This window comes from Pseudomonas sp. PWP3-1b2 (assembly GCF_049896045.1).
Classification (GTDB): domain Bacteria; phylum Pseudomonadota; class Gammaproteobacteria; order Pseudomonadales; family Pseudomonadaceae; genus Aquipseudomonas; species Aquipseudomonas antarctica_B.
The window spans coordinates 150,041-169,774 of the sequence record NZ_JAFCTN010000001.1 but is presented as its reverse complement, the minus strand read 5'-3'; the positions used below and the strand labels follow the sequence as shown (position 1 = coordinate 169,774).

The window sequence follows — 19,734 nt, the reverse complement described above, 5'->3', positions numbered from 1 at the left end:
GCAACGCCTGTGCATTTGCACCGAACGGCCAACCGAGGTATCAGGATGTGCGTTGGAGGTCGTGACTGTACCGGTCGATGTAGCCATACACCGCGTACTCCACACGACGCAGCAAACATTGCATATCACGCTCACCTCTCTGCCCGGCGGCATCAACGATGCCTTTGATGATGGCGAGCAGGTCGCCGCATAATTGATCATCAGGCGTTTGCGCAGGTGAAAGGTCTCGAAGTACGTTTTGAAAAATATTCGAAATGGCTGTCGCCGCGTTGTCCACGTCTTCCTGCATGGGGAGCCTCGCCTCTTCGACATCCAGCATCCGGGCCAGAACCGGTCGTCGCAGTTGATGCCGCACGGCAATCTCGAGCAGCCCTTGCAAGGCCTGCGTGCCTTCTGTGACGGCTTCCTGGGAAGCGAGCTCATCAATCAGCAAACCCATTTCTCTTTCTATCAAGGCCCGCGTAATTGCCGTTTTGTTTGGGAAGTATTGGTAAAGCGATCCAATGCTCACGCCAGCGTACTGCGCGATGGCGTTTGTTGAGTAACCGTCAAAGCCTGCCGTTTCAAGAATGTGAGCTGCGGCTTCCAGAATCGTCGCAACCGTACTTGAGGAACGGCTCTGCCTCGGCGTTTTCCGGGGGGTTAAGGGTGTTTGCAAGGGTGGTTTTTTCATCGTGTAAAGGCGAGTTGTGAATGTGAGGATTCGCTCGCATTCTATTGTCTTTGAAACCCAATAGCGATCAACATGAAAACGTCCATTGATGATTTGACAGTTCTGCAATCACGCGTAGTCGCGGCGGTTGAGCGAGCCGGCAGCCTACTGTTATCGCGTTTTAAAGCGTCTGCACGACCGGCAGACATTCAGAGCATTTCAACTGCCATTGCGGCTAACGATGCGGCTGTCATCCATCCTTTGCGCGAGGCGCTGTTGGCCGCATTGCCAGGCAGCCGCTGGGTGGAGAATGAAGAAGGCGAGGGCGTATTGCCGGCTGGGGATTGGTGGATTGTCGACCCGGTGGAAGGCAATATTAATCATATCCACGGGCGGGCGGGCTGGGGAGTGACCGCTACGCTGATTCGCAACGGCGCGGCGCTGCTCACGGTTGCCACCGTGCCACTGGCAGGGGAAACCTACAGTGCCATTGAAGGCAACGGTGCTTATCTGAATGGGCGTGCGCTGGTTGCTTCCGCGAAGCGGCACCTGAACGCCGCTATCGTGGGGACGTGTCAGGCTCGTCCCGGTGAGGACGCCGCCACTTACGCCCGCATGGCCAGCTCTGTTGAAGGCCTGCTGGCGAATGCGTTGCTCGTTCGCATGTCTGTTCCCTCGACCCTTGAATTGCTCGACGTCGCATCAGGAAAAATCGACGGGTTCTGGCAGTTCAGCCAGGTTCGCTCCGGCCTCGCCTCGGGCGCTCTGTTGGTTAAAGAGGCTGGCGGATGTGTGTCTGATTCCCGAGGCGAAAAATGGACGCTTGAGAGCAAGGATTTCGTGGCTGCCGCGCCGGGTGTGCACGCGGCAATGGTCGATTGCCTCAGCCAAACGGAAGATTTGCTCGTGGAGCAGAGTGCATGAAACATTACGCAGTGGTGGGCGCAAGCAGTGGAACGGGGCGCCATCTCACCCAGTTACTGGCAGACAGAGGCGACAGGGTGCTTGCCATTTCCCGTCATCCGCCTGAACAGCGGGCGGGCGTAGAGCCCTATGCAGCTGACGTGACAGACCGTGATGGGATGAACGTGGCACTCGCAGCCCCCTTCGACGCGGTGTTTTTCACCGTCGACATTCATGGTCTGACACAGTCCCGCGAGTCTATTCGTGCGGTGATGTATGAAGGGTGCATCAATGCGATAAACGCGGCGCGGGCGGGGGGAGCCAAGCGATTTGTTCTGTTGTCCGTCATCGGTGCGGATCAACCCTCGTGGGTATGGTGGATTCTGAATGCCTTGAAGCGCGGGATGCAGCGAAACATCATCGAGCGGGAACACGCGCTGAAAGCGTCCGGGATGCCTTATGTCATCATTCGTGCGCCCAAGCTTAAAGACGGGCCAGCAGGCACACTACCGCTGGCGGCCACGCCGCCCAGTCATCGGCTGAATATGAAATTGGGCATTTTTCGCTCTGAGCTGGCTTTGGCGCTTCTCGCTGCCGCTGACGGAGCCCCGGAGAGCTCTCAGTGGGACGTGTTTACTGCCACAGCCGGCCCGGCACCGGCGTGGCTAGCGTCAATCTCGAAAAACGCGGGCGCCGGTTGACTCTAGCGGTTCAATCGATCAAAGCGCTGCACGCGCTTTGATCGACAGCGCGTGGTGGCGTCAAGCCCAACGAAACCGTGCGGTGAAGTTTCGCAGCAGCTCAGGCTCGTAGGTGAATTCCAGCCCCCGAATGGCAGGCGCGCGCTTGGCCACAGCGGCCAGTGCATCGGCGACGTAGTCCATGTGGTCGTTTGTGTAGACCCTTCGCGGGATTGTCAGCCGCATCGACTCAAGGGGCGCTTTCTCTTGCAAGCCCGTGTGCGGATCGCGGCCCAGGAGCAGCGAGCCGATTTCGACCGCTCGCACTCCGGACTCGATGTAAAGCTCGCAGGCCAGTGCATGCGCGGGAAATTGCTCAGAAGGTATGTGCGGCAGCAGGGCGGCCGCATCGACGAACACGGCATGGCCGCCAGTCGGGTATTGGATGGGCACGCCCTCTGCGCGAAGACGTTCACCCAGATAGGCGACCTGGCCGACGCGGTAGTTCAGGTAGTCCGGATCCATCGCCTCTTCGAGGCCGACTGCCAATGCCTCCATATCGCGGCCCGCCATGCCTCCGTAGGTGATGAAGCCTTCGTGGACAACGCACCGTTCCTGAACGGCCCGAAATAGATCTTCGTCATCACGAAACGCACAGAAGCCGCCTATGTTGACCAGGCCGTCCTTCTTGGACGACATGACGGCGATGTCGGCGCAGGCCATCATCTCGCGCACAATTTCGGGGATGCTGCAGTGCGCGTATTCCGGTTCGCGTTCCCGGATAAACCAGGCGTTCTCTGCGAAACGGGTCGCGTCTATCACCACGGGAATGCCGGCCTGACGAGCCATATGCGAAGCCGCCCGCAGGTTCGCCAACGCGACAGGTTGGCCGCCGGTGGTGTTGCACGTCACTGTGGCGACGATGGCCACGACATTCGAAGCGCCTTCGGTTTCGATCAGCCGGGCAAGCTCGGCCAGATCGAAGTTGCCCTTCCAGTCATGGTATTCCCGAGTATTGAGGGCTTCTTTGTTGAGTGCGTTGAGGGCGCGCGCGCCGGCCAGCTCGATATGCACCTTGGTAGTATCAAAATGGAAATTTGACAGGAACACCGGCTGTTTGGCGGCGCGCCGCTTGACGAGTTCGGGGTAAAGAATTTGCTCGGCGCCGCGTCCTTGGTGGGCTGGCACCAGGTAGGGGTAACCAAACACGTTGGTGATGGTTTCTACAAGGCGGTAGTAGCTGCGGCTGCCGGCATACGCCTCGTCGGCGCCCATCATCGCGCTCCATTGGCGATCGCTCATGGCACCGCTTCCGCTGTCGGTGAGCAGGTCAATGTACACGTCGTCGCTGCGCAGCAAGAACGGGTTGAGTCCCGCCTGGAGCAATGCGTGCTCGCGATGCTCTCGCGTCGTCATCGCGATTCGCTCGATGGTCTTGATTCGGAAGGGTTCGGGTATTCGCTTCATGAAAACTCCAATCTTTAGTTCGAAAAAGTCGAAGAAAGCTTCACAAGGAAGGCCATGCGTTTATTGGCTATGCGGCAGTCTTTTCTCGTGAAGACAGATCGAATTATTCGCTATAAATCTTGAAATGAGTCTCCATTTACCTCGACTTTTGGTAGACAATTGATGGAATGTTGTACGGATCCGTTCATAGAAGAGAATATATTTCACATGATAAAACTGGATCGGACGGACGTGCGCATCCTTGGCCTTCTTCAAGAGAACGGCCGAATTTCAAACCTCGATTTGGCTGCGGCGATTGGTCTTTCTCCGGCACAGTGCAGTCGACGCCACCAGCGCCTGGATGAGGGCGCAGTGATCGCCCGATACGAGGCGCGCCTTCGACCCGCCGCGTTGGGGTTGCACGTAACGGCTTTCGTCCACATCGGCATGGAGCGGGGCCATATGCGGGATCTCAAACTGTTCCGGCAAACCCTTGCTCGAATGCCCGACGTGCTCGAGTGCCATTCGGTTACTGGGGACTTCGACTATGTGCTTAAGGTCATCGCGCGTGATCTGGAGGGGCTCAACATCTTCCTCACAGAGCGGCTGGTGGCGTTACCGGGGGTTAACTTTGTGAAGTCACTTGTTTGCCTGGAAGAGATAAAACCGCGATCCGGCTTGCCACTTCCAGAGTAGAGGTGTGAAAACGGCTACCGGCCATGCCTGGCGGGCGAGGGCTGTAGTTGTGGCTGTGGTTGTAGTTGTGGCGAGCGGGCTTGCCCCGCGTTGGGTTGCGAAGCAGCCCCAAAAAGGAAGAATGCGGTGAGTCAGGCACTCTTCGGCCGCAGGTTTTAGGGCTGCTTCGCAACCCAACGCGGGGCAAGCCCGATCGCCACAGTACTCATCGCGCGCTCCCCCTAAAGACCTTCAACCGTGGCGGCTCTGGCGCGTTTTAAGTACTTGTAAACAGTCGCCCTGGAGAGAGAAAGCAGTTCGCAAATATAGTTTGTTGCATTACGAAGCGCGAAGACGCCGGCCTTATCCATCTGTGCGATCAAACCAACCATCTCATCCGACGTCAGCGATGCCAGCGTCACGTTACGAGCCTTTAAATATCCATCCATAATGGAGTTCGCTGACTCTTGAAAATCAGTAGCGAACAGAGCGGCGGGTTTTTCAACTGTCGTTTCAAGACCCAGGAATGAGGCTGCCATCTCGGCCATTCCGCTCATGATGGTGATGTCGAAATTAATGCATAAAAGGCCAATTCGGGTTCCTTCAGGATCGCGCAGTACGGCCGTGACTGATCGCAGCTGACGCCGGTCAAAATTCACCTTTCTATAAGGGCCTGACACGTCTTCATCAAATGAGGCGCCGTCATGGATGTCGGTCAATGAACTGTCGCCGACCCGTCGTTGAGAAAACACATTGAATATGTGCGCAATCTTTCCCGAGGCAAGGTCATGGATAATCACCTCAGCGTGCGGATCCAGGAGCTTGGCAATCGCCTGGGCGACGCTTACGTAATCATCAAGTCGTTTATTCACGCTCAAAGCCTGCCTTGTTAAATACACATTGTACACCGTAGACAATGTGTATTTTTCTGTTATGTTGATTTTCGCCGCTACTGAAGCGCGAAGAGTGTAGCGCCAAAACATACCCCTCTCGGCAGAGCGCCACCACCAGAAGCCTGGGGGCTCGCAGGGGCGGTTTTTGAACAGTCGATGGAGCCTTCGATGAACCTCTACACCCAGGCGCAGATCATGAAATCCTTGAACATTCAGCAGGCCACTGCGCTGATCGAAGAAGGATTCATTGCCTATGCTCAAGGCCGGGTGCAAATACCTGCGGTTCAAAGCCTTCAGTTCACGGCCAACAACGGTGACTGTTGTGTGAAGTCGGCCTGGATCTCGGGAGATGAGGTGTTTTCAGTCCGAGTTTCGGCAGGCTTCTACGACAATCCCGCAAAGGGTTTATCGAGCAATGACGGGTTGACGCTGGTCTTTTCGGCCTTGACGGGGAAACCCGTCGCTTTGCTTCAGGATGGCGGCTGGCTGACCTCAATGCGTACGGCCCTTGCAGGGCAGATCGTGGCCCGAGCGATGGCGCCTTCGACCGTTACGGGCATTGGTATGGTTGGAGCCGGTGATCAGGCCCGGATGCAGTTGGAACAACTGATGCCAGTCACCGGTTGCCGACGCCTGACCGTTTACGGACGCGACCCGCAAGGCTTGATGCGGTACCGCGAGTTCGCAGAAGCGCTGGGCTTTGAGGTTGCCACGACCCACTATGCACAGGACGTTGCGACCCATTCCAATCTTATTATCACCGCCACACCGTCTCGCGAAGCAATCATTGCGAGTGACTGGGTTCGTCCTGGCACGCACATTACTGCTTTGGGTGCAGATGGCCCTGGCAAACAAGAGCTGGATATACACCTGATGGCGCGTGCGGATGTGATTGTTGTCGACTCCGCCGAGCAATGCAGCCAATACGGTGAGAGCGCAGGGGCGATTAAAGTGGGACTGATCGACAAGGCAAGGCTTGTAGCCGTCGGTAGCGTGTTGAGCGGTGACCGCCCTGGGCGGCAGGATGACAGACAGATCACCGTTGCGGACCTTACGGGCTTGGGTGTGCAGGACACTCAGATTGCCAAATGCGCCATAGCAGCGTGTGCGAACCAGTAGCGATCGCAAACAGTGGGGGCGGTAAAGAGATGACTATCAAGAGACCGGAATTCAGTACTGCCCCTTCGATTCGCTGGGAAGCACACGCATGCTTGCCGCTGATCCCCGGGCAGGACATGTCCAGCCTGATGAGGTACCGGGCCGCTGGCTTCCACCATGTGTCGATCAATGTTGGCATGGACATGACGCCGTTTGAAACCGTAGTGCAGATGCTCGCGGGGTTCAGAAGCTGGCTGACCCATCACCAGGATGACTTTCTACTGGTGAACACCACTGACGATATCTACCGTGCGCGCAAGCATCAAAAGCTCGCAGTGTCCTTCGACCTTGAAGGTTCAAATATGCTGCTAAAGGATCCCGCCATGGTCGAGCTGTACGCGACGTTGGGGGTTCGTCAAATGCTCTTGGCCTACAACCGCGACAACAGTTGGGCGGGTGGTTGCCATGGCGCAGGCACCGGTTTGACGGCGCTGGGTCGCAAGGTAGTACAAGCGATTAACACCGCTGGAATTATCATCGACTGCTCGCACGCCAGCAAAGCCTCAAGCCTTGAGATTATGGAAACGTCCCAGCGCCCTGCGATTTTTTCTCACACTAACGTTAAAGCGATTTTTGACCACCCGCGAACAATCGATGACGAACAAATTTCCGCCTGTGCCGCGCAGGATGGCGTGATAGGTCTGACAGGGTTGGGCATATTCCTGGGTGATCCATCGGCTTCTGTCGACGCTTACGTTCGACAGATCGACTACCTGGCAGAGCGCATCGGCACACGCCACATTGGCATCGGCCTTGATACCGAGTTGCACCCAGAGCATAAGGATTTGCCGGAAGGGGAAAACGAGAACGACTGGTGGCCGCATGAGCACTATGGGCAGATGAACGGACATACCCAACTACAGCCTGAAACCCTCAGTGAGGTTGCTCAACAATTGACGCGCTTGGGTTACGCACCCTCGGATGTCGACGCTGTCTTCGGTGAAAACTTTATGCGCATTGCAAAAGCCACTTGGCCAACATCGCCTGTTGCAGACCGCGATGCCGGCGGCGAGTGAAATCGGCAAGCCCGCCGACTCTGTCAGCCCACCCCAGAGTCGGCAAATGACTTAACGCTGGGCAGTCCAGCAAAGTAACGTTGCAGCGCCTTGACTGCCAGGCGAACCTTGGCGGGTTCGCCGTCGCGCCGGGAGGTGACGACCGTCACCGGCAGCTGCGCGAAGTGCCATTGCGGCATGATGCGGACCAAGGCTCCGCGTGTAAGCGCCGGCAGGATATCGGCATAGGCAAGACGTGCGATGCCCATGCCTTGCTCGCACAGTTGCTGCAAGGCAGGTTGGTTATTGCTGGTGACCCTCACGTTGACCCGGACAACCTCGACCTCGCCTGTAACCGTCCTGAGTTCAAGCGCCAATTGCGGCGCCTGTTCCGTTTGCGGGTCTGCACCCTGGGTGTTGTTCACCTCCTGGACTGAAGCGAGCCAGGTGTGCGTGGCCAGGTCGTCCGGTGTGTGAGGCAGGCCATGACGCTCCAGATACTGAGGCGCTGCGCACATCACAACGTCAAGCCCGGTGAGAGGGCGGGCGATCCAGTTGGAATCGGCCATCTTGCCTACGCGGATGGCAATATCGATACGGGTCTCGATCAGGTCAATCATTGCATCGTCTACGAGCAGGCGCAGACGCAGTTGCGGCGCTTGTTCCAGTACCGGCGCGAGCGCCGGGGCGAGGTGCGCGGCGAAGCCCACCGGTGCTGCGATGCGTAGCTCTCCAACCGGCGCATCGCGCGCCACGACAAGCGAATCCGCCGCCGCACTCGCGGCCTCAAGCAAGCGCAAACAATGGGGGTAGCAGCGCTCGCCCGCTTCGGTCAGGGTCAGCTTGCGAGTCGAGCGATTCATGAGGATCACCCCCGCCTGATTTTCCAGGGCGCGGATGGTTTGACTGACGGCAGAGGCGCTGATGCCCAGTCGACGTGCGGCGGCGCTCATGGAGCCTGATGCAACCGTTTGGGCGAAAATAGCGTAGGGCTTGAAATCGTTCATCTTTAATCCTGGCTTCATGATCCTATGAGCCAAGTCTAGATTATCAACGGATCTTTAAGACAGTAACGTGTTGCCATTACTCAACGGATGGAAACACCATGAAAATCGCTTTGATCGGTAGCACAGGTTTCGTCGGCGCTGCGGTATTGGCAGAACTCCTCAGCCGTGACCATGAGGTGCTTGCGTTATCCCGCAAGCCCGTTGACGCGTCAGCCGATGGCGTGAAGGTCGTGACGGCTCAAGTGGATGTGCTCAATGAGTCCGCGTTGACCAAGGCGTTAACTGGACAGGATGCTGTTGTATCTGCGTTTAACCCCGGTTGGAGCGACCCCGATCTGTACCAGAGCTTTATGCGCGGCAGCGCTGCCATAGTGCAGGCGGTGAGTAACAGCGGGGTCAAGCGCCTGTTGGTGGTTGGAGGGGCCGGCAGTTTGTATGTCAGCCCAGGCGTCCAACTGGTCGATACCCCTGATTTTCTCGATCACGTGCCGCCTGCTGTGATACCTGGGGCGCAAGCCGCTCGGGATGCATTGACGCAACTGCGCACGAATACCGCATTGGAGTGGACGTTCCTCAGCCCGGCCGCGTTCCTGACCCCTGGTGAGCGCAGCGGTCAATACCGCGTCGGTGGCGAGCAATTATTGATGGATGGCGATAAACCTGCGGGCATCAGCGTGCAGGATTTGGCGGTAGCTATCGTTGATGAGTTGGAGCGGCCTCAGCACGTCCGCGCACGATTCACGGTGGCCAGTGGGGCATGACTGACGTTGCCAGCCATCCGTCACGATATGCGCTGCAGTGTTTCTGCCGGGAGGAATCGTGGCGCTTGGCCCATGCCTCCAGGTGTGCCTGATGGACATGGCCGCAAGCGCCCAGACGCTGGCGGCTACACTGAACCACAGCGGCTCAGGGGCAACATTTCGGCCCGGCTGCTGTGTTAAGCAGCGGGCCGAATGTTCATTCAAAACACTTGCTGGGTGGGACGGAGCACAATTTCATTGATGTCTACATCGTCCGGCTGCTCGATCGCAAAGGCGATGGCCCGCGCGACCGAAGCAGCGGGAATGGCCTGCTTATAGAAGTCCAATACCGTGTCTTTGGCCGTGCCGGAGGTGCTGTGCTTGAGGTCGCTGTCCACTGCGCCGGGGGCGATGGAGGTAACGCGCACCTTGTCGCCGACTTCCTGACGCAGACCTTCAGAGATGGCGCTGACGGCGAACTTGGTCCCCGAATAAACCGTACCGCCGGGCGCAAACACTTTAACCCCGGCCACTGAGCTCAAGTTGATGATGTGACCGCTTTCCTGTGCCAGGAAGCGGGGCAGGGCGGCGGCGATGCCGTAGAGCGTGCCTTTGAGGTTGACGTCGATCATCGCGTCCCATTCATCGGTGTTGACTTCCGACATCGGCCGAATCGGCATCAGCCCGGCGTTGTTGATCAGTACATCGAGTTTGCCGAAATCCACGACTATTGCAGCGACCACCGCTTCCACCTGGTGCTTGTCTGTGACATCGAGGGTGTAGCCCTTGGCGATGCCACATTGCGCGGTGATCTCAGCCACCACCTCTTCCAGTTTGTCTTTGCGGCGTGCGGCGATGGCCACCTTGGCGCCTCGGGAGGCGAGCACCCTGGCCACTTCGGCGCCGATGCCAGTGCTGCCACCGGTGATCAACACGACTTTTCCTTCAATACCTTGGCTCATGACAGCACCTTTTTCTTTTCGTTAAATTCAGAAGGGGAGTACAGCGGGTAGTCCGTGAAGCCTTGTTCACCACCGCCATACAGGTTGGCGGGATTTAAAGCATTCAGCGGCCAGCCCTGGGCGATGCGCTGGGGTAGATCGGGGTTGGCAATAAAGGGCCGACCGAACGCAATCAGGTCGGCCAGACCCGCGTGTAAAAGGCGTGCGCCGCGCTCGGCGGTGTACAGGCCGGCATAGATGATTTTGCCGCTGAAGGTGCTTCTGACCTCGCGGCGAAACGTTTCGGGCAGGTCCGGGGCATTCGGCCAGTCGGCTTCGGCAATCGACAGGTAAGCGATACCGGTCTCTTCCAGCACCTTGATGGCTTCGATGTATGTTTGATGCGGATCTTCTTCGACGAAGCCGATATACACGCGGTCTTCATCGGTGCTGGTGAACAGCGGTGTAAACCGTACGCCAACACGGTCAGGGCCAACCACGGCACTGACGGCCTGCACCACTTCGCGCAGAAAACGCAGGCGGTTGTGCAGCGAGCCACCGTATTCATCGGTGCGCTGGTTGGCGTGGGCGGAGATGAACTGGTTGACCAGATAGCCATTGGCCGAGTGGATTTCAACGCCATCGAAGCCAGCGCTCAGGGCATTGCGTGCCGCCTGGGCGTAGAGTTCCACCAGTGCTTTGATTTCCGTCACGCTCAGTTCCCGCGGCAGGGAAGGCTCAACCAGCGTGCCGGTACCCGGAGCGGTTTCGATGAAGGCCTTGACCTTCTGGGCCTGGATCGCCGAGGGCGCGATTGGGGCTGCGTTGTCCGGTTGCAGGTCGGTGTGAGACACCCGGCCGACGTGCCACAGTTGCGCGAATATCACTCCGCCTTCAGCGTGTACGGCGTCGGTAACCGTGCGCCAGCCGTTGATTTGCGCCTGGCTGTAAATCCCCGGTGTCCAGGCATAGCCCTTGCCACGTGGTTCAATCTGGGTGCCTTCGCTGATGATCAAGCCGGCGCTGGCGCGTTGCTGGTAGTAGGTGGCCATGAGGGCCGTGGGTACATCGCCGGGCTGGCCACTGCGCTGACGCGTCAGGGGCGGCATGATGATGCGGTTTTTCAGCGTCAAGGGGCCGAGGGTGGTCGGTTCGAACAGGGAACTGTGCTGCATGATTGGATTCCTTTTTTGCGTCAGTCGGGCTTACAGGCCGCCGAGGCTGAGGTACTTGAGGTTCAGGTATTCATCAAGGCCGTGGCTGGAGCCTTCGCGACCGATGCCGCTGTCCTTGACCCCGCCGAACGGGGCTTCCACGGTGGTGATCACGCCGGCGTTGATGCCGACCATGCCGCTTTGCAGGGCACGGGATACGCGGAAGGTGCGGGCCAGGTCGCGGGTGTAGAAGTACGCCGAGAGGCCAAATTCCGAAGCATTGGCAGCGTCGATGGCCTCTTGCTCGGTGCTGAAGCGAAACAGTGCGGCTACCGGGCCGAAGGTTTCTTCGTGGGCGATGAGCATGTCCGAGGTGGCGTCGGCGATCACAGTCGGCTCGAAGAAGGTCGCGCCCAGTGCGTGACGCTTGCCGCCGAGCAATACACGTCCGCCTTTGGCTTGCGCGTCTTGAACGTGGGCTTCCACTTTACTGACGGCGGCCTGGTTGATCAGCGGGCCTTGCTCAACACCTTCATCGAAGCCGTTGCCGACTTTCATCTGGCGTACACGTTCGGTCAGGCGGCGGGCAAATTCGTCGTAGATGCCGTCCTGCACATAGAAGCGGTTGGTGCACACGCAGGTTTGGCCGCTGTTGCGGAATTTGCCGGCGACGGCGTTTTCCACAGCGAGGTCCATGTCGGCATCGTCGAAAATAATCGTGGGTGCGTTGCCGCCCAGTTCCATGGAGAGTTTTTTCATGGTGTCGGCGGACTGTTTGTAGAGCAGCTTGCCCACACGGGTCGAGCCGGTGAAGGTGATTTTGCGCACCAGGGCGTTGGACGAAAACTCGCCTCCGACGGCCGCGCCGTCACCGGTCACGACGTTGACTACACCGTCGGGGATTCCGGCTTGTTGAGCGAGCACGCCGTACAGCAAACCGGAAAATGGCGTGAACTCAGAAGGCTTGATAACGATGGTGCAACCGGCGGCGAGGGCCGGAGCAATTTTGCGCGAGAGCATGGAAAACGGGAAATTCCACGGCGAAATTGCACCGACTACGCCGACGGGTTCGCGGGTCACCAGAATTTGGCGATCCTTCCACGGCGACTGAATGATCTCGCCGTTGATGCGCCGTGCTTCTTCGGCAAACCACTGGATGTAGTCGGCGCCCAGTTTCATTTCGTTACGTGCTTCGGCCAGCGGCTTGCCTTGTTCAAGGGTGAGCATGCTGGCAAGAATGTCGAGGTTGTCGCGAACGATCTGCGCCATGCGCCCAAGCAGGCCTGCACGCTCGGCGGCGGTGGTCATCGACCAGGTAGTAAACGCCAGCTGTGCAGCATCGATGGCGCGGCGGGTTTCAGGGGCGCCAACCCAAGGGATCTGGCCGATCTGTGCTTCGGTGGCCGGGTCAACGACGCCGAAGACCTTGGCGTCATCCGCCGCTACCCACTGACCACCAATGTAGTTGGCTTCCTTCAGCCAGCCGGCGGCTTTGATCTGTTCCAGGTTAAACGTGGTCATGGTGTCTCCAGGGTATCGAGTGGCTGGCACCGCAGTCCCGGTTGGGGCTGCGGACAGCGAAGAGGGGTGCCGTCGGGGCGGGCTCAGGCGTTGAGCGAGTTCAGCTTGGCGATCAGGACCTGAGCGGCTTCGGTGGAAGAACCCGGGTTCTGGCCGGTAATCAGCAGGTCGTCGCTGACGACGTAGGAGGACCAGTCAGCGCCCTTGGAGTACAGGCCGCCATTGGCGATCAGCATGTCTTCAACCAGGAAGGGCACGACGTTGGTCAGGCCGACCGCTTCTTCCTCGGTGTTGGTGAAACCAGCAACTTTTTTGCCAGCGACCAGCGGAGTGCCGTCGGGCTTTTTCACGTGGCGCAGTACGCCGGGAGCGTGGCACACCAGGGCAGCAGGCTTGCCGGCAGCCAGGAATGCTTCGATCAGTTGAATCGATTTTGGATCTTCCGCCAGGTCCCACAGTGGGCCGTGGCCGCCTGGGTAGAACACGGCGTCGAAATCATCCTGGGATACGCTGTCCAGCCGAACGGTGTTGGCGAGCTGGGCGGTCGCCGCGGCGTCTTTCTCGAAGCGGCGGGTCACGTCGGTCTGGAACGATGGCTCGTTGCTTTTCGGATCCAGTGGTGGCTGGCCGCCTTTTGGCGAGGCCAGGACGATGTCGGCGTTGGCTTCGAGAAAGGCGTAGTAGGGGGCTGCCAGCTCTTCCAGCCAGAAACCGGTCTTGCGGCCAGTGTTGCCCAGGGTGTCGTGGGAGGTCAGTACCATAAGAATTTTCATGTTGAGCGTCCTGTTTTCAGTGTGGGGTCGTGGGATCACGACAAATGTTTGAGTAGATTAATTAGACTGGTCGTCTATAAAGTAGGCAGTACTAAATTATTTGGCGGCCTTGATGATCAGGTCCGCGACTTGTTGCGGATAGGACAGCATCGCGACGTGGCTCGCGGGTACTTCCACCGATACGGCATGCATGCGCTTGGCCTGGTCCCGCTGCTGTTGCGGGTTGATGATCGTGTCGTTACCTGCAATGACGGCGAAAGACGGCACGTTGTGCCAAGCCGCCTGCTGCACCGGCTCGCTCAGTGCGCGGCTGTTTAGAGCGCCCTGGGTGGCGGCGACCAGTACTTGTTCATCGTGGGGCAGGTCTGCGGCGAAATACTTGGCGACGCCTTCGTCGCTGACTTTGACATAACCGGCCGCATCCTTGACGAAGGACGACTGGCCTGGGCTTGGCGGGTAATTCTTGACGGTATCCAGCACGGCCTGGCCTTGATCCGGAGCGTAGGCGGCGACGTAGACCAGCGAGTGAACCTTATCGTTGGCACCGGCGTCGGTGATCACCGCGCCACCCCAGGAATGCCCGACCAGCACGACCGAACCGTCGGCATCGTTGATAGCGCGATTGGTGAACGCTACGTCACCGGCCAGGGAGTCCAGCGGGTTCTGCACAGCGACGACTTTCAAGCCGGCTTTTTGCAACAGGGGAATCACTTTGTTCCAGGACGAGCCGTCGGCGAAGGCGCCGTGAACCAGCACCACGGTTTTGGCCGGTGCGCTAGCGGCGGTGTCCTGGGCGGCGGCGATACCGACATGGGCGACGAACGCCAATGAGGAGATGAGTGCAGCCAGCTTGGTACGGGTGTTCATCGCTGTGTTCCTTTTGTCGGGTGGGTGAATGTGTGGCTACTCTAGGCCCGAATAGACCAGTCGTCTACTGTTATTTTAAGGTTTTTTTGTGCGCCGCTTTTGAGCACACAGCAGACGCTCGTTTCGCGATGGCGACGCTCAATTCGATGCCATTGCGCAATTGGCCAGGGAAACACCGATAACGCTTCGATACTGGCGAAAGTGGGAGCATAGAAAATGCCCACGCCGCCGGCGTCGGCCTGCAAGGTGACACTTTTCAACAGAGATCACTGGAATCAATTGAATAAGGAGGAGGGTAGTGATTTGCTTTCAATGAAGACGAATAAGTTATAACTCAACTAAATGAGTATTTAGTCGAGTTATATTTAATAGTTATTAAAGGAGAAGGGTAGTCCGCCAGATGACCGAGGATCAGATCATCTTTGCTCGATATCTTCCTAAGTTGAACTCCATCTCTTAAGCATAGGCAATCAGGACTCAGTGAAATCATATTCAGTGGGTAACCTCGCCTAGGTTATGGGCTTGCGCCATGCCTACTTGGGCAGTGGCAGGCGTTTGACTTGACGATACCTAGCACTAAAGACTGACGATAAAAGCACGATATCAACTTAAGACTGCCGCAATTGCTATTAGCTTTATTGTCAATTCCAGTAGGCGCAGTCATGGCTGGCGAAACAGCACGCAGCAGCACAGCTGTTCACTATGAAAGAAAGGATCTGTACGGCGTTTGGTACATCAACCTAGATGAGGGAAATTCCAAATGAAAACGGCGCGGCAACGGACTACCTGATGGTCAGGAATCAGGACACCTCGCAGAAGATAATTCAGAAGTCCTCTTGGACGTATTACGCCGAACGCAATCTGTTCGAGCAGACCGTCAATGAAGTCTCCATCCAGAATGGCAAATCACCTGCGGAGGTCTCGCACCCGCAGGAAGTCATACGCGCATCGATCAGCCTGGAAAAAATCGGGGATGAGAGTATTGGCATCACATTTAAAAAAGACGATGGCGAGCTCACTGGATATCTCAAAGGCAGCGGCCATATGCTGGATGTGATCACGGGCAAGCAGTAGAGGCTGAGGTCTGTGTCGAAGCGGTTATAGGTGTGTATCAGATTTTGAATCCGTCCCCAGAGCCCTTAAGCTCAGCACATCTTGGTACGCATAATGTATATTATGTTAAATCATGTGTAATGTATTAAGCGTTGGTGTCTCTGTCCGCCGTCACCAACCTATAGCCTTTCGCGAATGCGGAAATTCGAGACCTTCCTTGCGAAATTCGCTTGCGCCCAAGGCTAAGGCTAATTCGCAGAAATTTAGAACAACCTCGCTCTAAAACTTTCAATTTCGAAATTTACTCGCCCTAGAGTCCTTGGAAACCTTAGCCCCGGATATGTCGACGCACACACTGCACCAACCCATCCAGTGCCTGCGACTTCACCGGCGCCAGCACGCAGACCGTGTGCTGACGCTCGCCCTCCGCCACCGTCAAGGTGTAATGCACTTGGCCGGGATTGGCGGCGGCCGGCAAGGCACTTTGCGGTAACTGGAAAAAATCTGAAGCCGCTATCAGTTGCCGCAATTCCTGCTGGTCCTGCTCGGACAAGTTTCCCACCTCCACAGTGCGGGGTTTGGACAAGCCGGGAAAAAACGCCGGACCGCCGTTTTCCGAAATCGAGATATGCATCACTGTTCCTCACTGTAAAAGCGTGTTGTCAGACATCAATGCCCACCGCTTTCCAGCCTTCCTTGACCGCCTTCTGCTCATCCTTGTTCGCACCATAAAGTCGACCGGCGATATCGTAGGTAATCCGCGCAAACCGCAGAAACCCCGAGTTTGGCCGCAAACGCGGGTCGCGCAGGGCGTCGTACCAGATGCGCCCTGCCCGCTCCCAGGCGAACCCGCCGATCAATGTGGCCACCTGATAGAACGCATGGTTGGGGATGCCGGAATTGATATGCACCCCGCCATTGTCGTCATAGGTCTGCACAAAGTCATCCATATGCCCGGGTTGAGGGTCTTTACCCAACAGCTTATCGTCGAATGCAGTACCGGGCGCTTTCATCGAGCGCAGGGCAACGCCTTTGATCTTTTTGGTAAACAACCCCTTGCCGATCAACCAATCGGCGTCCTCTGCCTTTTGTTTCAACGCATATTGCTTGATCAGCGAGCCGAACACGTCTGACATCGACTCATTCAACGCACCGGATTGATTGAAATACATCAGCTTGGCCTCATCCTCGGTGACGCCATGAGCCAACTCATGGCCAATCACATCAAGTGCAATGGTGAACCGATTGAACAGTTGCTGATCCCCATCACCAAAGACCATTTGGGTCGAATTCCAGAACGCATTGTTATAGCTCTGGCCAAAGTGCACCGTAGCGTCCAGCGCCAGGCCGGCATCGTCGATGGAGTTACGGTCAAATACCTGCTCGAAAAAGTCGAACGTGGCGCCCAAACCGTCATAGGCTTCGTCCACCGCCGCATCACCGCTGGCGGGTTGCCCTTCGCCACGGATCAGCTTGCCGGGCAGGCTATCGGTGCCATCGGCGCTGTAGATCGACCTCCGCTTTGCAGCAGCCATCGCCAGGGCCATGTGGGCTGGACCTTTGGCCGGCAGCGCGAGCATGCGCAACGAACGGAACGTGCTGTCCTTGGCGCGGGTGCGTAACGCACAGTCGCGCTGGGCTTTATCGCCGTTGCGCGCGATTTGATCGAGCATATACGGGGGGATAAGGCAGAAAATCGGATTACGACCATGGCGAATACACATTGACCAGCTCCCTTTAGACTCTTGGTGAATATCCAGGCGACCCCTTCAGGATAGTCGCCGCGAGTAAGCGCGTGACGTCAAATGTCATAAACCTGTGTTGCAGTTGTGTTATCCAAGGCCCAGCAAGGAGCACCTGCATGCCTGCACGTAAAGCCAACGTCGACCTGTCGCACCGTCCTCGGCTCGCCGACCTGCGACCCTTGATTCCAGCCAGCCCGACAATGACGCTGATGGAAGCCAGGGCCGCGACCAAAAAGGTCACGCCAGCCGAGGACCTGCAAGACCGGCACGGCTACGCCGACGATTTCCTCAACAACTTCGTCGTGCCTTGGCCCACAGTGGATGAGGCACTGGCCGATGACGTACAAGCGCTGGACACGGGAGGCACACGGCTCGACTACCTGCATTTCTCAGTGACCATGTCACGCTCCCGACGACTGGCGCTCTACGTTGGCGTCAATATCGACGGCGGTCAGCAGGTAGAGGTGCCGCGCAGCAACGATAGCTGGGCCTACGACGGCCGCCTGCCAGTCAGCGCCCAAGTGGGCGACGAGCTCTACGCCAGTAATGGCCTGGACCGTGGCCACCTGGTGCGCCGACAAGACCCCAATTGGGGCGAAGAAGCGACGCTCGCCAACCTCGACACCTTCCACTTCACTAACTGCTCGCCACAGATGAGCGCGTTCAACCAGAAGACCTGGCTGGAACTCGAGGACTACATTCTCGACAACACTCGGCGCTGGAAAGCCCGAGCCACGGTGTTTACCGGCCCGGTGCTGGCGGCCGATGACCGTGTCTACCGTGGCGTCAAAATCCCCAAGGCGTTCTGGAAAGTGGTCGCCTATCTGGGCGATGACGGAAAACCTTCCGCCAGCGCCTATATGATCGACCAAAGCCGCGAGCTGGATCAGTTGGACCTGGTGTTTGGCCAGCTCAGAACCTACCGCCGCAGCGTGCTGCACATCGAACAACTGACCGGCATTCAGTTCGCCAACCTGGCCGACTATGACGGGTTCAGCAACGAAGAGCGCGCGACGGGCACGCACATTGAAGCGCTTATCCAGGGGCCCGAAGATATTCGGCTTTGACCAACAGGTTCAAGGGATCGCTTTAGCGTCAGGAGGAGAAAATTTCTGAGCGCCGTGGTACCGGTTGCGGATGCCTAAGCGGTTGCTGCCTGGCAAGTTGCGCCCGGACTTCGGCGACGGCATCCAGGACCCTCCGCGCCCAGTTCTCATCCTCTGGGTTCACCACAACCACGCGAAAGCCGTGATCATGGCCTTCAAGCTGCACGCCCTCGGAATCATCGACATGCAAGTCGATGTCGAATGCCGGCGGAAATTTCGAGGGCGAGTTCAACAACCCATGCACCGCCAGGGCGCGGTTGTGCAGCACGCTGTTGACCACGCCGTCGACACGGATGCCGTACAGCAGCAACCAACGCTTGATGTAGGACGGTGTTCGACCAGACGAGGTGTAGACCCACACACTGCAGCCCTGGCGCCTTAGCTCGCGGGTCAGCGAGCGTGTGCCCATGCGCAACGGCTCGCCCAGCCACCGGTGCACACAGGCAGGCAGCCAGCTGTGTTCGACCGCGCAGTGGTGGAGCTGACACGCCAAGGTGTCATCGATATCAAACGAAATACGGATGCGCGGACGCGTGGACAGGAGTGCCGGCATGCAAGACTTGATGGCCTGCCACGCCCGCGTGCAGTAAACCTGGCATGTCTGCAGGGTTGGATACCGGCTCATCAGTGGGATCCCTTATAGGCAGGCAGCGATGTTTCGCCCAGGAAAAACACCTTGGGATCGGGCGCCTGCTCTTCCAGGAAGGCTGCATATTTTTTCTTGATCTTGGGCAATTCGTACAAAGCCTTTACACCATGCTTGGCGGAGTTGCGTATCACCGATGAGGGGTTGAAGTAGCCCTCGGCGTTTTCCAGCGTCAGCACAAACGGCGGCAAGCCTGCACGCATGAGCAAATAGCTGACGATAAGCGACCCGCTGCGGTTGTTACCTTCAATGAACAATTGCGGTTTGCTGAGGATGCGCACATAGACACCAGCCGCGCGCTTCCAGACGGACTCGCTGCGATAGGCGCAATACCAGTTGTACAAGTCCTTTATACCCCCCTCAACGTTGTTGAAGAAGTGTTCCTCGGTAGCCGCCAGGTGCTGAGCGTATTCCAGTCGACGTACCGGGTCCTTGCCGCAGAGCACGGTGGCATTGATCTCCAGCATCAGGTTCAGTTGCTGAAGGTCGAACAGGTCGACGCCGCGTGCGACGTAGTCATCAATCAGCGCATAGCCTTCAAGCACATTCTGCAACACCTCGTCGGTCAAGGGGTCACGCTGCTCGGTAAAGTCCCGGCTGAGCTCGGCAAAGCGGCCCTGCACTTTACGCAGTGCGCGTTCAATCGCGGGTAAATCAAGACGACGCGTTGCAGACATTGGCGACCCTGCGAAACAGTAGAGAAGAAAGTAAAACGACCGGATGCCAGCCAACGCTGTTTTTCCGCATTGGTGGCATACGGCCTTGATGGGACCTGTGTT

21 protein-coding genes are annotated in these 19,734 nt (G+C 57.9%); 8 read left to right on the top strand and 13 right to left on the bottom strand.

From position 1 onward, the window contains the following. Positions 1-40: 40 nt before the first annotated feature. Positions 41-673: a TetR/AcrR family transcriptional regulator gene (locus ACP7A2_RS00750; protein ID WP_426132672.1), complete on the bottom strand. Its 633-nt coding sequence runs from the start codon at positions 671-673 to the stop codon at positions 41-43. Between the two features lie 72 nt (positions 674-745). On the opposite strand from ACP7A2_RS00750, the gene ACP7A2_RS00745 reads away from it, so the two are divergent. Continuing rightward, positions 746-1,576, top strand: coding sequence for an inositol monophosphatase family protein (locus tag ACP7A2_RS00745; protein ID WP_426132671.1), 831 nt, complete (start codon positions 746-748; stop codon positions 1,574-1,576). Next, positions 1,573-2,256: an NAD(P)H-binding protein gene (locus ACP7A2_RS00740; protein ID WP_426132670.1), complete on the top strand. Its 684-nt coding sequence runs from the start codon at positions 1,573-1,575 to the stop codon at positions 2,254-2,256. Before ACP7A2_RS00745 ends, ACP7A2_RS00740 begins: the two co-directional genes overlap by 4 nt. Before the next feature lie 60 nt (positions 2,257-2,316). Here ACP7A2_RS00740 and ACP7A2_RS00735 read toward each other — a convergent pair whose 3' ends face one another. After that, complete coding sequence (locus tag ACP7A2_RS00735) at positions 2,317-3,702, bottom strand: tryptophanase (protein ID WP_426132669.1); 1,386 nt, start codon at positions 3,700-3,702, stop codon at positions 2,317-2,319. A gap of 207 nt (positions 3,703-3,909) precedes the next feature. Here ACP7A2_RS00735 and ACP7A2_RS00730 point away from each other — a divergent pair, with 207 nt between their 5' ends. Continuing rightward, the gene (locus ACP7A2_RS00730) at positions 3,910-4,377 is read left to right on the top strand and encodes an Lrp/AsnC family transcriptional regulator (RefSeq protein WP_426132668.1); all 468 of its coding nucleotides are present in this window, start codon (positions 3,910-3,912) and stop codon (positions 4,375-4,377) included. A 221-nt stretch (positions 4,378-4,598) separates the two neighbouring features. Here ACP7A2_RS00730 and ACP7A2_RS00725 read toward each other — a convergent pair whose 3' ends face one another. Beyond that, a complete protein-coding gene (locus tag ACP7A2_RS00725) occupies positions 4,599-5,339 on the bottom strand; it encodes a helix-turn-helix transcriptional regulator (RefSeq protein WP_426132667.1) in 741 nt (246 codons plus the stop codon). A gap of 78 nt (positions 5,340-5,417) precedes the next feature. Between ACP7A2_RS00725 and ACP7A2_RS00720 the strand changes: the two genes are divergently transcribed. Together ACP7A2_RS00720 and ACP7A2_RS00715 are read left to right on the top strand one after the other, a co-directional pair. After that, positions 5,418-6,368: an ornithine cyclodeaminase family protein gene (locus ACP7A2_RS00720; RefSeq protein ID WP_426132666.1), complete on the top strand. Its 951-nt coding sequence runs from the start codon at positions 5,418-5,420 to the stop codon at positions 6,366-6,368. A gap of 29 nt (positions 6,369-6,397) precedes the next feature. Further along, a complete protein-coding gene (locus ACP7A2_RS00715) occupies positions 6,398-7,423 on the top strand; it encodes a membrane dipeptidase (protein WP_426132665.1) in 1,026 nt (341 codons plus the stop codon). A gap of 23 nt (positions 7,424-7,446) precedes the next feature. Here the strand turns inward: ACP7A2_RS00715 and ACP7A2_RS00710 are convergent, their stop codons facing one another. Then, positions 7,447-8,409: a LysR family transcriptional regulator gene (locus tag ACP7A2_RS00710; RefSeq protein WP_426132664.1), complete on the bottom strand. Its 963-nt coding sequence runs from the start codon at positions 8,407-8,409 to the stop codon at positions 7,447-7,449. A 98-nt stretch (positions 8,410-8,507) separates the two neighbouring features. Here ACP7A2_RS00710 and ACP7A2_RS00705 point away from each other — a divergent pair, with 98 nt between their 5' ends. Continuing rightward, entirely contained in the window at positions 8,508-9,170 is a 663-nt protein-coding gene (locus ACP7A2_RS00705) for an NAD(P)-dependent oxidoreductase (protein ID WP_426132663.1), read from the top strand. A gap of 200 nt (positions 9,171-9,370) precedes the next feature. On the opposite strand, the gene ACP7A2_RS00700 is transcribed toward ACP7A2_RS00705, so the two are convergent. The 5 genes from ACP7A2_RS00700 to ACP7A2_RS00680 all read right to left on the bottom strand — a co-directional run bounded on the left by ACP7A2_RS00700 (position 9,371) and on the right by ACP7A2_RS00680 (position 14,405). Next, positions 9,371-10,111, bottom strand: coding sequence for an SDR family oxidoreductase (locus tag ACP7A2_RS00700; RefSeq protein WP_426132662.1), 741 nt, complete (start codon positions 10,109-10,111; stop codon positions 9,371-9,373). Continuing rightward, complete coding sequence (locus ACP7A2_RS00695; protein WP_426132661.1) at positions 10,108-11,265, bottom strand: alkene reductase; 1,158 nt, start codon at positions 11,263-11,265, stop codon at positions 10,108-10,110. Before ACP7A2_RS00695 ends, ACP7A2_RS00700 begins: the two co-directional genes overlap by 4 nt. Before the next feature lie 30 nt (positions 11,266-11,295). After that, on the bottom strand, positions 11,296-12,765 hold the full coding sequence (locus tag ACP7A2_RS00690; RefSeq protein ID WP_426132660.1) for an NAD-dependent succinate-semialdehyde dehydrogenase: 1,470 nt from the start codon (positions 12,763-12,765) through the stop codon (positions 11,296-11,298). A gap of 83 nt (positions 12,766-12,848) precedes the next feature. Further along, positions 12,849-13,538, bottom strand: coding sequence for a type 1 glutamine amidotransferase domain-containing protein (locus tag ACP7A2_RS00685; protein ID WP_426132659.1), 690 nt, complete (start codon positions 13,536-13,538; stop codon positions 12,849-12,851). A gap of 96 nt (positions 13,539-13,634) precedes the next feature. Then, positions 13,635-14,405, bottom strand: a complete 771-nt coding sequence (locus ACP7A2_RS00680; RefSeq protein ID WP_426132658.1) for an alpha/beta fold hydrolase — start codon at positions 14,403-14,405, stop codon at positions 13,635-13,637. Between the two features lie 744 nt (positions 14,406-15,149). Here ACP7A2_RS00680 and ACP7A2_RS00675 point away from each other — a divergent pair. Beyond that, entirely contained in the window at positions 15,150-15,479 is a 330-nt protein-coding gene (locus ACP7A2_RS00675) for a hypothetical protein (protein ID WP_426132657.1), read from the top strand. 307 nt (positions 15,480-15,786) lie between these two features. Here ACP7A2_RS00675 and ACP7A2_RS00670 read toward each other — a convergent pair whose 3' ends face one another. Next, positions 15,787-16,092, bottom strand: coding sequence for a protealysin inhibitor emfourin (locus ACP7A2_RS00670; RefSeq protein WP_426132656.1), 306 nt, complete (start codon positions 16,090-16,092; stop codon positions 15,787-15,789). Between the two features lie 28 nt (positions 16,093-16,120). Then, positions 16,121-17,182, bottom strand: a complete 1,062-nt coding sequence (locus ACP7A2_RS00665; protein WP_426132655.1) for a M4 family metallopeptidase — start codon at positions 17,180-17,182, stop codon at positions 16,121-16,123. 137 nt (positions 17,183-17,319) lie between these two features. On the opposite strand from ACP7A2_RS00665, the gene ACP7A2_RS00660 reads away from it, so the two are divergent. After that, entirely contained in the window at positions 17,320-18,270 is a 951-nt protein-coding gene (locus ACP7A2_RS00660) for a DNA/RNA non-specific endonuclease (protein WP_426132654.1), read from the top strand. A gap of 28 nt (positions 18,271-18,298) precedes the next feature. Here the strand turns inward: ACP7A2_RS00660 and ACP7A2_RS00655 are convergent, their stop codons facing one another. Both ACP7A2_RS00655 and ACP7A2_RS00650 read right to left on the bottom strand, forming a co-directional pair. Then, on the bottom strand, positions 18,299-18,934 hold the full coding sequence (locus tag ACP7A2_RS00655; protein WP_426132653.1) for a hypothetical protein: 636 nt from the start codon (positions 18,932-18,934) through the stop codon (positions 18,299-18,301). Next, a complete protein-coding gene (locus ACP7A2_RS00650; protein ID WP_426132652.1) occupies positions 18,934-19,632 on the bottom strand; it encodes a hypothetical protein in 699 nt (232 codons plus the stop codon). The genes ACP7A2_RS00655 and ACP7A2_RS00650 overlap by 1 nt, the downstream gene beginning before the upstream one ends. Positions 19,633-19,734: the final 102 nt, after the last annotated feature.